This is a genomic window from Paractinoplanes toevensis (assembly GCF_018332695.1).
In the GTDB taxonomy this organism is placed as follows: Bacteria; Actinomycetota; Actinomycetes; order Mycobacteriales; family Micromonosporaceae; genus Actinoplanes; species Actinoplanes toevensis.
Genome location: NZ_BOQN01000177.1, coordinates 1 through 13,135, shown reverse-complemented (window position 1 = coordinate 13,135; position 13,135 = coordinate 1). Strand labels below are relative to the sequence as shown.

General features: G+C 71.4%; 13 protein-coding genes. All 13 read right to left on the bottom strand.

Annotated elements, in window-relative coordinates; all coding sequences use genetic code 11:
- Positions 1 to 97: 97 nt before the first annotated feature.
- The 13 genes from Ato02nite_RS49305 to Ato02nite_RS49245 all read right to left on the bottom strand — a co-directional run bounded on the left by Ato02nite_RS49305 (position 98) and on the right by Ato02nite_RS49245 (position 12,360).
- Positions 98 to 358: a hypothetical protein gene (locus Ato02nite_RS49305; RefSeq protein ID WP_213013671.1), complete on the bottom strand. Its 261-nt coding sequence runs from the start codon at positions 356 to 358 to the stop codon at positions 98 to 100.
- Between the two features lie 6 nt (positions 359 to 364).
- Positions 365 to 1,279 carry a DUF4192 domain-containing protein gene (locus Ato02nite_RS49300; protein WP_213013670.1) on the bottom strand — a complete coding sequence of 305 codons (915 nt, stop codon included), beginning with the start codon at positions 1,277 to 1,279 and terminating at the stop codon, positions 365 to 367.
- Positions 1,280 to 1,502: 223 nt separating this feature from the next.
- On the bottom strand, positions 1,503 to 2,012 hold the full coding sequence (locus tag Ato02nite_RS49295; protein ID WP_213013669.1) for a hypothetical protein: 510 nt from the start codon (positions 2,010 to 2,012) through the stop codon (positions 1,503 to 1,505).
- Between the two features lie 167 nt (positions 2,013 to 2,179).
- Entirely contained in the window at positions 2,180 to 2,731 is a 552-nt protein-coding gene (locus Ato02nite_RS49290; protein ID WP_213013668.1) for a hypothetical protein, read from the bottom strand.
- A 116-nt stretch (positions 2,732 to 2,847) separates the two neighbouring features.
- A complete protein-coding gene (locus Ato02nite_RS49285) occupies positions 2,848 to 3,303 on the bottom strand; it encodes a hypothetical protein (RefSeq protein WP_213013667.1) in 456 nt (151 codons plus the stop codon).
- 73 nt (positions 3,304 to 3,376) lie between these two features.
- A complete protein-coding gene (locus tag Ato02nite_RS49280; protein ID WP_213013666.1) occupies positions 3,377 to 4,195 on the bottom strand; it encodes a hypothetical protein in 819 nt (272 codons plus the stop codon).
- Between the two features lie 93 nt (positions 4,196 to 4,288).
- Positions 4,289 to 5,236, bottom strand: a complete 948-nt coding sequence (locus tag Ato02nite_RS49275) for a hypothetical protein (RefSeq protein WP_213013665.1) — start codon at positions 5,234 to 5,236, stop codon at positions 4,289 to 4,291.
- Complete coding sequence (locus tag Ato02nite_RS49270; protein WP_213013664.1) at positions 5,233 to 5,511, bottom strand: hypothetical protein; 279 nt, start codon at positions 5,509 to 5,511, stop codon at positions 5,233 to 5,235. The genes Ato02nite_RS49275 and Ato02nite_RS49270 overlap by 4 nt, the downstream gene beginning before the upstream one ends.
- Positions 5,508 to 7,025 carry a DNA cytosine methyltransferase gene (locus tag Ato02nite_RS49265; RefSeq protein ID WP_213013663.1) on the bottom strand — a complete coding sequence of 506 codons (1,518 nt, stop codon included), beginning with the start codon at positions 7,023 to 7,025 and terminating at the stop codon, positions 5,508 to 5,510. Before Ato02nite_RS49265 ends, Ato02nite_RS49270 begins: the two co-directional genes overlap by 4 nt.
- Positions 7,026 to 7,106: 81 nt before the next feature.
- Positions 7,107 to 8,915: a ParB/RepB/Spo0J family partition protein gene (locus tag Ato02nite_RS49260; RefSeq protein ID WP_213013662.1), complete on the bottom strand. Its 1,809-nt coding sequence runs from the start codon at positions 8,913 to 8,915 to the stop codon at positions 7,107 to 7,109.
- Positions 8,916 to 9,198: 283 nt separating this feature from the next.
- A complete protein-coding gene (locus Ato02nite_RS49255; protein WP_213013661.1) occupies positions 9,199 to 10,278 on the bottom strand; it encodes a methyltransferase in 1,080 nt (359 codons plus the stop codon).
- 172 nt (positions 10,279 to 10,450) lie between these two features.
- The gene (locus Ato02nite_RS49250) at positions 10,451 to 11,380 is read right to left on the bottom strand and encodes a hypothetical protein (protein WP_213013660.1); all 930 of its coding nucleotides are present in this window, start codon (positions 11,378 to 11,380) and stop codon (positions 10,451 to 10,453) included.
- A gap of 2 nt (positions 11,381 to 11,382) precedes the next feature.
- Positions 11,383 to 12,360 (bottom strand): DUF4192 domain-containing protein, encoded by a 978-nt coding sequence (locus Ato02nite_RS49245; protein WP_213013659.1) that lies wholly within the window; start codon positions 12,358 to 12,360, stop codon positions 11,383 to 11,385.
- Positions 12,361 to 13,135 lie beyond the last annotated feature (775 nt).

Below are 13,135 nucleotides of genomic sequence, written 5' to 3'. Positions count from 1 at the left end.
TCGCGGCAGCAGCACCGTGGGCAGGCGACGGCGCCGTACCGGGATCACAGATGCCAGGGCTGGGTGCGCCGGGTAGACGATGCAACATGGGAACTCCTCACAGGATGCGGACGCGCGCCACCGTGCCGGCACCGGTGGCAGGTGGTGGCGCGACGTCGGTTCGGATGCCGCCAGCGCAGGCGGGCGGCGGTGTCGGTAGACGGTGCGAGTCGGCGACGGTGACGGTCGGGGCACGGCGGCTCGGCCCGCGGTGACCGTCGCGCGTGCCCGGCACGCCGATGTGCGGTGCGGGTTGCCCGCCGGCCGGGCGGATCAGCGAGAGGTGCAGGTGTGCTCCGCCGGCGTCGGCGGCCGGCACGGTTCATCAGGCCGGCGGCCGGGTCAGTAGCCGGGCCGACAGCCGCGCGTGCAGGATCCGGCCGACGAGGTCGGTCAGGACGTTGGCGGCTGCGGCCTGCCGGGCACGGTGCAAGGCTGCCTCGGCCAGGGCGGTTTCGCCGCGCCGCCAGGCGCACCAGGCGGCGAGGCCGGCCGGTCCGGCGAGGTGGCTGTCGGGTGCTCGGCGGGTCAGGTCCAGCCAGAGGTCGCGCTGCCACATGCAGCCGCACACCGAGTGGCGTGCCATCGCCAGCAGGTCAGGGTCGGTCAGGGCGATGACGAACTCGGCGGCTTGCTCGCCGGTGAGCCGGTGGCCGTTGCTGGCTTGCGCGAGGGAGAACGTGACGTGCCCGGCATCGGGCCGGAAGGCAGCCGGCACGGCGGTCAGCGCTGTTTCGATCTCGGTCTGGCCGGCGGGATCGGCGGCGACGAGCCGGTGCAGGTCGGTGCGCGACGGCAGCGCGACGCGCCCGGCGACCGACAGCTGCGCGGCCGAGGCCGTGGTCGTCGGGTCGACCTCGATGCCATCGGTGGCGGGGCAGGTGCAGCCGGGCAGCAGGCACACGCACCGGTTGCCGGTGACCAGAAACAGGCCGTGCACGGCCCGGAGCAGCTCGAAGACCTCACCGGCGGCGGTGACGGCGGACCGGGCGGTTTCGGAGCCGTAGCCGATCAGCACGATGCCTGCGGCCTGGCTGGCGGGGATGTGCAGAGCGAGGTGGGCGAGCCGGGCCGGGGACGGTTGGGTCAGCGGTACCGAGGTGCTCGTGATGACGCGGCGGCGACCGTCGAGGTAGAGCGCGACGATTTCGTTGTCGGGGTGGTAGCCGAGAAGGTAGGGCACCGCGCCGACGATGTCGGCCGGGGAGGCGAACCTCAGCGGTGTCGGGGGTCGGGTCATGGTTGTCGAACCTTTCCGGTGAAGGCGCGGAATAGGGGGTGAGGTGCCGGTCCGGTGGTGGGCGTGGATCACGGAGGCGACCAGCCGTCTGGTTCACGCTGATGCCAGCCGTCACGGTCCGGGGACCGCGGCCAGGGCAATGGCAGGCCGGGACGCTTACCGCACGACAGGTGATGGCCGCCTGTGCCTCCAGTCGGCGGCGAGTTGTCTGTAGTGGGAGGCGTCAGCTGCTGGGCTTGCTGTCGAGGCGACGCTCGGCCTGGCTGAGCCGGGCGCGGAGGTCGCGTTCTTTGTCGTCGATGGCGGCGCTCTCGAGTGCTTCGTAGTGCACGCTCGCGTCGCCGAGCTCGATCGGGGGCAGTCCGGCGGCTTTCCACATCCGGGCGTACAGGCCGGCGGCGCTGGTGTTCAGCGGGACCCGCTGGCTGACCTCGCACAGGGCGACGCAGCATTCGGCGGCGGTGCCGGGCCGGGTGTCGGCGCCAGCGGCGACGCGTTCGAGCAGTTCCCGGCAGTGTGAGCGGTACACCAGTTCGTTGCGGGTCAGCAGATCGCTGGTCGAGACCAGGAGCTTGAAGCTGCGCCAGATCCGGTCGGCGACGTTCGGGTGCCGGACCTGGGCGTCAACTATCTCCTGCTCGGCGACCTCCATGGCACCGAAGATCGGCATCAGGGAGTTGCGGGTGTCGGTGATCAGGGCGGCGAGGTCCGCGCTTCGCGCAGTCCGGTCCACAGTGGGCTCCTTTTGAAATGGGCAAGTCCCACGTCTCCGGCGCCGGCCGGGCACGTGGTCGCGGCCGGAGGCGGACGAGCGGGTCCTTGCGGTGGGCACAAAAAGGCCCGGCCCTGCGCTGGGCAGGACCGGGCTGTCGGCGATCGAGCGGCGGTGTCGAGACGGGGTCAGCGATCGTGGGTGTCGGTACTCAGGGCCCGGAAGTCGTCGTCATCGGGCAGCGCCGCGTCACTGAACGGGACGGTCCTGACGGTGACGCCGAAGAGGCGTTTGACCAGGCGTCGGGCGGGTTGCCAGTCTGCGGTCCAGGCGCCTTCGCTGGCGATCAGGAACGCCTCGGGCAGCAGCAGGTGGCAGCGCAGCAAGGTGGCGGTGACAGCGAGGTCATAGGGCTGGCCATCGGTTTTGCAGAACCACCATTGCCGGGCCGTGGTGCCGGGGACGGCGAGCACGAACGCCTCGCCGTGCTCACCGGGTCCACCGTTGTAGGCGATCCCGTCGGCCGTGCTGAGCAGCGGGACACCGGTCGTGTCGGGTCCGGCGATCGGGATGCGTTTACTGAGTTGGGCGATGATGTGGTTGCTGTCCTGCACGATTGCCGGCCACGCCGCCGCGTAGGCGCGGCTGTCCGGCTGGTATCGCCAGCAGTGGGTGTAGCCCATGGTGAGGTCTCCGGTGATCGAACGGTGTCGCGGGTTCAGCGCCGCTTGATGCGGCATCGGCGGGCACCTCGGCCGGTCGGGGCCGGGCACGAGGCCGCCGCCGGGCGGCGGTTAAGGCGGACGATGGCGCGGGCCGCGGCAGGCGGCCCGCGCCGAGCGGGTCGAGCCGCAGGTCAGTCGTCGCGCGTGACGTCGTAGCGGTGGCTCTCCTGCGGGTACGCCGTGATCGAGTCCATGGCGTCGAGCCGCTGCTCGACGTGACGGACCAGGTCTTCCGCTAGATCGCGGGCCTGTCCTTCGCTGGTCGCGGTCACGTCGACGCGCAACTCGACCATGGCGGTGACGGTGAAGTCGCGTTCGCGCAGCGGCAGCTCGACGTGCAGATTGATGTTGAGGTAGTCGACGAACTCGTCGTAGACCTCGCACCAGTCGCGGTCGTCGGCCTCGGCGATGAGTTTCTCGCCGATGAGCGTGATGTCGTCGCGGTGCCGCTGCTCGGCGGTGACGGCCCGCCGCTCGGATGCGTCGGCTCGCTGCCGCTGCTGCTCGGCCTGTTCGCGGGCGGCGGCCAGTTCCGCGCGAAGTTGGTGTTCGGCGCTCTGGTCGCTCGCGGTGATCATGAGTGTCATGACGGTGATGGGCCTTCCTCGGAGGGCGGGGCGCAGGCCGGCTGGCAGGCGCCCGTCCGGGTGGCGGATGTGGTCAGGGCTGGGTGATCCAGGTGCCGGGGCGCGGCCGGTCGAGGGCGGCGTCGGGCTCGTGCTCGTGGTCGAGCACTACGGCGCCGGGCTGGTCGGGTTGCCACAGCACGACGCCGCCGGTCGTGGTGGCGACGGCCTGGCATCGGCCGGCGGCGATGCAGCGGGTCGGTGAGGGGCGGAAGGTGATCCGGGACTGGTCGCCGTTACCGGTGCTGACGAGCAGCGACAGGGGCCCGTCGGCGTGCAGCACCACGCGGGTACCAGCCGGTGCGCTCAGCAGCCGGGTCAGTTGCTCGCTCCAGGTATCGGCGGCGGCGATGAAGGACAGGTCGAGGCCGCCGTAGGCGTAGGCCAGTGCGGCGATGTGCCGCCCGCACGCCGCGATGGTGTCGGCGGCTTCCCGGGTGACCTCGATATGAATGGAGGAGGCTGGCTGTTCTGGCGGGCCGAGGTCGGGTGTGGTGGCGGTGGGGTCGTCGTAGGCGCTGGGCATCAGGGCGGCGAAGTCCATCTCGACCGTCGTCGTGGGGCCCCAGGTGGCGGCGCGGCTGGTGAGCGCGAGGCAGATCGCGGTCCACTGACTGATCGGGATGGCGTATAGGCCGCGTTCGAACCTCGGGTCGGGTTCGTGGTCGGGGTAGGTTTCGCCGACATCGGTCAGCAGGGCGGTGAAGACGGCAGCGACGACGGTGTTGAGCAGTTCTTGCGGGTCGGGAACGTCGGCGTGCAGGTGCTGGCGGACGGTGTCGAGCTCGGCGGTGGACAGGGGTCGTCGTACGCGGTAGCTGGCGCTCGGCGCCGCGGTGAAGCGGACGGGCATGAACGGAAATCCCTTCGGACACAAAAGAGCCGCCCCGGGGACGTGGCATGTCCCGGAGGCGGCGCGCGGACAATGGGCTGTTGGGTCGATGGGTCAGCCGGTGGGGCGGCGGAACACGGCGTGCCGGCCGTCGGGCAGGGTGATGCTGCGGACGTCGTGGGCGAACAGTTCGGTGGCGTAGCGGTGCAGGTCGAACAGGTGCAGCGGGATCCCCGCGGCGTCGAGGATGTGACGCCAGCCGCGCCGGTCGCGTTCTGCTTCGGCGAACGCCCGCCGGTACGGATACAGCCCGAGGTAGCAGGCCGTGAACGCCTCTTCGACCTGGGTCGCGTCCGGTCGGCTGCGGGGCGCGCCTTCGGCGTCGAGCCAGTCGCCGATCGCCGACGCCGCCAGATCGTGTTCGGCGGCCAGTCGCTCGATCGTGCACAGCACCGGCACCGTCAGCGGATGGCTGCCGCGCTGGTAGGTGCCGTAGCCGAACGCGTCGACAATCAGCGCATCGTCACCTCTGGTGCGGATCAGCGCGGCCAGATGCGCCCGGCTCGCTTCTAGATCGGGGCTGAGGCTGGTCCACCAGGTCAGCGTCGGATCGGCCGGGTTGGCGACCAGTACCCGCGTGGTCTGCTCGCGGACGTCCGGCGCAGCTCCGGGGCCACGGCCTTCGCGCTGGTCGCGCAGCCGGGCCAGGTGCCCGATCGCCCGGCGGGTCAGCTGCGACAGCGCCGCCACCGCTTTGCCCTGATGTTCGAGTTGGTAGGCGGTGAGTTGCGCGGTGGGGGTGACGACCTGGGCGTGGTAGGTCAGCCACGCGACCGGGGTGTGATCGCTGCTGACCACGTAGCAGATGCTGTCGCCGGTGACCGCCTCGTCCGGCGGCCGGTAGAGGTTGTCGTGCAGGACCTGCGCGTCCTGCGGGGTCAGGGTTCCGGCCGGGATGTGCGGGACGTGGCCGATCAGGCTGTGGCCGGCCAGCCGGCCGGCGTTGACCGGGCCGAGTGCGCGGATCAGTCGCCACGCCTGCTCTTGGGTGCAGACAGTCATGAGGGGTTCTCCTGCGGAGCGTGAAGGGGCGTCACGCCGCGCCGGTCGACGCCGGGGAGATCGTCGGCAAGGCGTGTGGTCGTTGATGTGCGCCGGCGGTGCGGGGCGGTGAGTTCGTCGACGACGGCGAAATACGCCCGGCAGTCAGCGCGGCGCTGGTCCGGGAGCCAGCCGATACACGCGTATCCGCGTCGGGCCGTGGCCGGTGCCCGTGTCAGTTCCGCGGTGCCGGCGGCGGCGAGATCGGCGGCGAGGGCGGTCAGGTCGCGGGTCATGCCGCGAGCGCCCATTGCGAGGCCCGGAATGTCGGGGTTTGGCCGCTGACCGTCTCGACCAGTGCGGCGATCAGGTCTCGGGCTGCGGGCGGGGTGACCGCGTTGCCGGCTTGGCGGACCCGTTCGCGGCGGGTGCCGAGGATGACGTAGCTGTTGTCGAACGCCATCCCGGCCTGGATCTCGTGCGGCTCCAGCATCCGGAACAGGCAGTCCTCGACGTTGATCTGCGTGCCGAGCAGCGCGTACCGGTCGACGGTGGACAGCGCCCCCATCGGCTCGGCCACGGTGCGGGCCCGGCCGGTCGAGTAGTACGGGACCAGCAGCTGCGGCCAGGTGAGCAGGCCGTGATGGTTCCCGGCCGCGGTGACGGTCGGCAGCGGGTCGCTGCCGGCCGGGCGGGCGATGCCGTGGTTACGCATCGGCACCACCAGCGCGTCCTGGTGGCGGCCGGTCTGGGCCCGCAGCGGCTGATCGACCGGGCGCACGTGCGCGACGGTGGCGCGGCCTTCCAGCGCGACGACCAGCGGCGGCACGGTGACCGCGTCGTTCTCCCTGGTGGTGCGGGCCGGCATCGGCACGTCCAGCGGCAGCGCGTCGGTGCGCCAGGTCCCGCCGACCGGCACCATCAGCGGCCGGGCGTAGCGCTGGTAGCCGTCGGTGATGCGCTGCATCGTCTTGTCCGCCAGGGGTTCCTTACGGTCGCCGATGCGGGTGCCGAGCACGGCCCAGTCGATCGCGACCGCCGCGGGTTGGACCTGCGGGTAGACCCGGTTGCCGCGGCAGTCGCCGTTGGGGCAGCGCCACACGTACTGCCCGTGCGTGCCGTACCGGCCGAACTGCCGGGCGGGGTCCTTCCACGCCTGGACCGGTTTCTGGGTGATGCCGCACCGCTCGCAGGTCGCGTCCGGGCGGGTCCACCGGCGCAGATCGGGGCAGCGGCCGATGCTGGCCAGGTGCCCGACGGTGTACCAGCGGTCCCTCGACTGGCAGGCCCCGTCACCGCCGCCTTGGGCGAACATCGAGTTCAGGTAGACGGTGTGCAGGCAGTAGCCCAGATCCTGCAGAGCGAGGCGCCACGCCCGGTAGGGCAGCCACTTGACGACCTCGACGACGTTCTCAACAACAAACCCGAGATACGGGTGCCCGGCGAGCAGTTTCGCCTCCAGGAACCGGGCGACGTCCCACATGGTCGCCCGGGAGCGTTCGGCGGCCTCGTCGGGCAGCGTCTGCTGGAACAGGTCCGGGATCTTGTCGGCGTCGCGGACACCTTTGGCCTGCGAATGGTTGGTGCACTCCGGCGACGCCCACAGGAAGTCGGTGTGCGGGTAGCGGCGCGGGTCGACCTGGGAGATGTCGGCGCAGTCGTGCCCGGCGTGCGGGAGGTTGTGCTGGTGGGTGTCGACAGCGCGTTGCCAGTGGTTGGCGGCGATGACGCAGCGGATGCCGCAAACGAGCTCGGCGCCGAAGCTGCTGCCACCGGCGCCGCAGAACAGATCGGTGAGAGTGAAGGTCACCGGAGGTCCTCCGAAACGACAAATGGCGCGAGCCCCAAGAGCGGGGCTCGCGCCGTGCGGTGGATGGCTGCGATATCGAGGTCAGGCGAACGCGGGTTCGACGCTCACCTCGCCCTCGCCCGCGTCTTCGCTCACGTTCTCGTCGTCGTGCTCGTCGCCGTCCGGCTGCCGGCCTTCGGGCTGCTCGTCGAGCGAGGCGTTCAGGGTGTGGTCGGCGCCGGTGTCGGCATCGCCGTCCAGGTCACCCGCCTCGCGGTGCTCTATCCCGTGGTCCTGCGCTTCGTCGTTCTCCGCCTCGTCGTTCTCCGCCTCGTCGTCCTCGGCGTCCTCGTCGGGGTCGGCACTGGTGAGCTTGGCCGTGAGGAGGTCGTAGTGGGCCATCTCCGCGTCGGTGAGCGGGTACGGCTCGTCGACGGTGATCAGCAGGTTGTAGAAGGCGAGCCCGCGGTGGTCGTCGAAGTTCCAGGGATACTCACCGACGGCGAGCTCCAGGTTGGATTCCAGAGCACACAGCCAGCGGGCGACGAGGCTGCGGCGCAGCTTGTCCTCCCCGGCGGTGAGCAGCGCGTCGAGGTCGGCGCCGCCCAGCGCGGTGTAGAGGTCGGTGAGGTCGTCGCTGTATTTGAGGTCCTGGCCGATGAGGTCCGCGCGCAGGGCCGCCACGTACAGGCTGCGGGCGGCCTTCGCGGTGCCCCAGGTAGCCCGGATGAACTCGCGGCGCACCTCGGCCGCCTGGCGCAGCTGCTCGCGGGTCTCGGCCTGCGCCTGTTCCTGCGCTTCCTTCTCGGCGGCCTGCTCCGGGCTCATCCACGAGTAGCGGGGAGACTGCGCCCGCCGGTAGCCGTACTTGTCCGGGTCGACGCAGTAGACGACCGTCTTCGCGGTGGTGCCGTCGCGTTCGATGAACGCCGCCATTCCCGGCATCGTCTTGACCTGCTGGGGGTCGAGCGGCTGGCCGTCGGCGTCGGTCAGCTGCCGCACGTCGACCTCGGTGCTGTCGTAGCCGAACTTCTTCGGCCGGCTGGTGACCTTCACCCCGTCGATGACCAGGTTCGCCCGGGCCAGGTCCTTGGCCGCGGTGTAAATCCGGCTGGCGCGGGCGCTGGTCAGGGCCTGCTGGAACCGCCACTTGTTGCCGATCTCGGCGACCAGCTTCTCGTAGACGCGGGGGGCGTCCTCGAACTCAGCCAGCGCCGCGGCTTCGTCGAAGCTGAGCGCCTCGGCGTCAAGTGCCTGCTTGGCGGCCTCCGGCAGCTCGCGGATCCGCAAGGTCTTGCGGACCTGCGTGGCCGGGATCGCCCGCACCTGGGCGATCTGCTGCTCGTTCCAGCCTTCCAGGGTCAGCTGGTGGAAGCTCTCCGCCTCCTCGGTGGGGCTCAGGCCGGCGCGGTGGCTGTTCTCCAGCAGCTGCGCGAGGATCTGGTAGACGGCGCCGTGATCGTCGACGACCCAGCACGGCACGTGCGGCAGCTCGACGGTGATGGCGGCGTACTTACGGCGGTGCCCCATCAGCAGCATGTACTCGTAGGTGATCGTGGTCTTCGTGTCCTCGTCGGTGACGGTGACCGGCGGGTCGAGCGGAACGACGACGAGCGGCTCGAGAACACCGACGATGGGCATCGACGAGATCAGATCGGTCAGGTCCCGCAGCCGCTTCGGGGAGTTACGGGGGTTGTCCATCAACAGACGCGGGTCGAGCCGTTCCATGCGCATCGACGGCGGGGCCGTCACAGCAGCCAACGGCGCCAGACCCTCGTCCTCATCGTCGTCGATGATTTCGGCGTCGACGACCTCGGCGGTCGACAGTTCCAGCTCGGTGCCGACCGCAGGCACATCGCGGTCGTCGTCGTGTTCGACGTCCTGCGTCTGGGGTTCGAGAGTGGTGGTCACGGCAGTTACTCCTTCAAGCAGGAAACAGGCGGAAAACGCCTCCGCGCCGGCCCGGCGGGCTGGGCCCGTGGGCGGCGCTGGCCCGGTCCGCCCGGCCGGCCGATCGGCGCGGGCCCGCCGAAGACCCGCCCGGCTCATCGACTGGGCGCCTTGGAGGCGGGTGTGCGGCCGGGTGGGTCTTGGCGGGACGAGCCGCGGTCGGCCAGGATCGGCGGCCAGCACCGCCCGGGACCGCCCGGGACCGGGGCAGGCGAAAATTCTGAAAGGGTCAGGTGGGCGCCGGTCAGGCGCTGATCGCCGGGACAGCGGTCCAGTGCTGGTAGGCCCGGTCGAGGGCTTGCCGGTACCGGTCGCCGGTGTTGGCGCAGTCCAGGCACAATCCGACCGCCGGGCCGGACATCTCGTACTCTTCTGCCCGCATGCTGAACCCGGCGCTGAAGGCGCTCAGCGGGCCGCGGGGGTCGTTCTGCCGGTCGTCGAAGCCCCACAACAGCCAGCCGCACAGCACGCACCGGCCGTGGTAGCGCAGCACCCGCCCGTCGTGCCATCCCCCGCGGATCGCCTGCGCCGGGGTGTCGAGCACCGCGGCACCGGTCAGCCGCGGCGCGGGCACCGGCACCGGTTCCCGGCTCAGATCGGGTGCCAGCAGATACTCCGGCCCGGCCGCGCCGACCGGCTTGGTCATCCGCGCCATCCGCGCCGCTACCTGCACGCCCGCCGCCGCGAACGCGCCGGCCGGCAGCGGCCGGTGAGTGCCGTGATGCTCCACGAACGCGCGCGCGTCGGCCTGGATACCGCTGCTGCGAAACGCGAACCCTTCCGGGACGACCGCGACCAGCCGGCCACCGGGACGCAGCAGGTGCCACGCCGCGCGCAGGTGTTCCAGCCATATGTCGGCCTGCCCGGCCACCGCGAACGGCGGATTCATCACCACCGCGTCGAACCAGGTTCCCTCGCGGGCGGCGCCGGCGGCGTACTGCTCGAACGTCGTGACATGGACGTCGGCGCCGGCTTCGGCGTTGCGGTCGGCGCACGCCTGTGCCCGGACCGGATGCGGCTCGACCGCGGTCACCGTCACCCGCGGGTTGGCCCGCAGGATCGCCGCGACCAGTGCACCGTCGCCGGCGGACGGCTCGAGCACGCGCGCCCCGGCCGGCAGCCAGGGCAGGTCGTGGTGCGGCCACGTGCACAACGCGTCGGCGAGGTCGTCCGGGGTGCGCACGTAGCCGGCCCGGGCGCGCACCGGCAGCGCCATCTTCCCGCTGCGCAGGGCTTCGGCGTGCAACTCGCGGGCCACGGTGGGAGACGCGGCGCTGCCATTCACCGCCAGGACATCGCCGGGAAGCGACACCGGTATGGACATATCGGCCTCCTTTGGGCACAAAAAATGGCCGCCCGCCGCGCGGAGCACCGAATGGCTCAGCACGACGAACGGCCGACGGAAAAATCAGGTCAGGGTTGGTGATCGCGTGACGGTCGACGCACGGAAACCCGCACGGCGTCCGCCGACCGGGCACCGGTGCGAGATGAGCCGGCTATGCGCCGTCGCTGTGCGCGCGCAGCCGGGCGGCGAACGCAGGCACGAGCTTCGGGTAGTGCCAGATGACGCTGTGACCGGTGTGCTCGGGGTCGAGGCCGAGATCGGTGGCGGTCTCCCACCACAGCTGCTGGCACCGCGCGTCAACGAGGCTGTCGAACATGCCCCGGGTCTGGTCGTCGAGCAAGGCGCGCACGTCCGCGGCCACCGTCTGGTGCCAGCTGGCGTGGATGTCGTCGTCTTCCAGTGCGCTGTGGTCGTCGTCGTCGATCAGCGGATGACCGGCCAGGGCCACCAGCTGGTCGACCGCAGCCGGGGGCAGGTCGGCGACGAACGCGCCCAGCGTGGTGACACCGTTGTGGACGGTGTCGGTCCAGGCGTGCGGGAACCGGCGGTGCGCGACGCGGAAATTGCTGCGCTGGGCGCTGCTGGACTGCCCGGCCGTGTCATCGCGCGCTACCTGGCCGAAGGACACGTACGGCGCGTCGGTGCCGCTTCGGCGCTGGTCGCTGACCTGCCAACCGTCAAGGAACCGCATCTGGTGGGTCGTGTCGGGGTCGGCGTAGCCGATCCGGTAGCCGGCGCCGGCGAGCCGGCCCAGCGTCACCGTCGCGGTCGGCGCCAGCTGTGCGGTCAGCCAGGCCCGGCCGGTCGCGACGTTGACCACACGGCCGGCGCCGAGCCGGTCGGCGCCGCGGGTACGCATCCGCCCGTCGGTGAGCACCACCAGGTTCTCGTGGCGACGCAGCCGCTGCCGGCCCGCGGTGGCCAGTAGATCGGCGCCGAGCAGCACCAGCGGTGAGCGGCCCCAGCGCAGCTTCACCGGGCCGTGGAAGTCGTCGTGGTCGTCGAGCCAGGCACCGGCCTGCCGGGCGCAGCGACGGGCCTGTTGACGAAGCCCAGGGTCGGCGGTGATGAGCAGCACCACCGCTACCACCGGCTTCCGGGCGAACCGGTCTGCCGGATCCGACTGCGCAGGCCGGCCATCGCGCTGACCTGGGCAGGGTGCAGCGGCCACGGCAGGCTTTCCGGATCAATCCTTGCGGTGACCAGCGCGGCAACGATGAGCGCGAGGGTGGCGGGTGAACCGGAACCCACGGCACGGTCGAGCGCCGCGCGGGCGAACAGTTCGTGACCGGTCCGCCACGCCCACCACGCGGCGAGCGCGGCCACCACACTGACGTGAGCGTCCGGGACCCGGCGGGTCAGATCGAACCACAGCTGCCGCTGCCACGGCAGATCGTCGGTGGCCCGCCACACCTGCTCGCGAAACTCCGGCCGGCGCAAGGCGACGACCAGCGCCGCGGCCTGGGCATCGCTGAGGCGTTCGCCCTGCTCACCCCGCCGCAACGCATCGTCGACAGCGGCCTGGGCGTCTACGTGGTGACCGGCGTCCAGCAGATCCTGGATGCGGGCCTGAGCGACCGGATCCGGGGCAAGCTCAGCGAGCAACTCCTCGCGCGATCCGGCGGCGACCAGGCCACGTGCGGTCAGCCAGGCCGCCGACACGGTCGCCCGCGCGTCGAACGCCACACCCTGGCGTGCCGGGCAAGCGCAGCCGTCCCACACGCAGCGGTACTCGCCGTCGGCGACCCACAACCCACCGATGACCGCGATGTCACGGCGCACGGCGCGGATCAGGGTGGTGAGCCGGTCCGCTTCCGGGATCGGGCCGTAGCCCAGCAGCACCACACCGGCAGTCTCGGGGTCGAACGCCTCCCGCAGCCTGCGGGCCAGTTCGTCGGTGGGGTGGACCAGGTCGGCGCGGCCCGCCGCGAGAGCCAGGTGGTCGGCATCGAGCAGGAGTGCGACGAACGAGTTCTCGGGGCGGAAGCCGAGCAGGTACGGCACTGCGCCCAGTAGATCGGCGGGATTCCAGATGCTGCAACGCTGTTGGTGGTGGTTCACAGGATGGTCCCTTCGCGAGGTGGCCGCGCCGCCGCGGACGCGGCGGCACCGTCATCGCGGCGGGGTGAACAATCGCTGAGCCCGGGTGACCCGGGCGGCTGGTTGGCACCGGGCCGCGCTGACCCTGGGCGCGGACCGGCCATGGCGCCGAAGCGGGCGGGCAAGGGATCCGGCCCCGCTTCGGCACCAGCGGCCACCGGCACGGCCCCGCATCAGGTGCGACGGTGCTGGAGCAGGGACGGCACGCCCTTGCCGCCGCTCGGCGTGGCCGGTACAAGCGTTTCCGGGTAGCGCGCCCGGATGCTGCCGCCCGTCGGGCCAAGCGAGCGGCACCAACGGGCCATCCATCCATCCATGCGGAGGAATCTGGCGTCAGATCGCGGCTTTTCTGGCCGGGACCAGCCGGGCCGGTGTGGGCAGCACCGGGCTGGTAGAAGGCGATGCCGTTCACAGTCATGCCGGTCGCAAGGGTATTGATCATGGCGTTCCTGCCTCACGGCATCGGACCGGTGTGTTCGGCGACGCTAAAGATGCCGACGTCGCGGGCGGTTCCGGGCGCCGACGGTCGCAACGCCGTCACGCGCCGACCGCATGTCGGTTAGCCGACAGTTCGGTCGCCCATCTGATGGCCCGGGACTGGTCGAGGCCTGGGCGCGCTACCGATAGACCGGTCCTACTTGGCGGTCAAACATGGTCGCGCGTTCCTCACATACAGTGATGAGTCGTGCCGCCGGGAGTCGGCGCCGTGCACTTGTCGCGGCAGATCCGGGCGTCG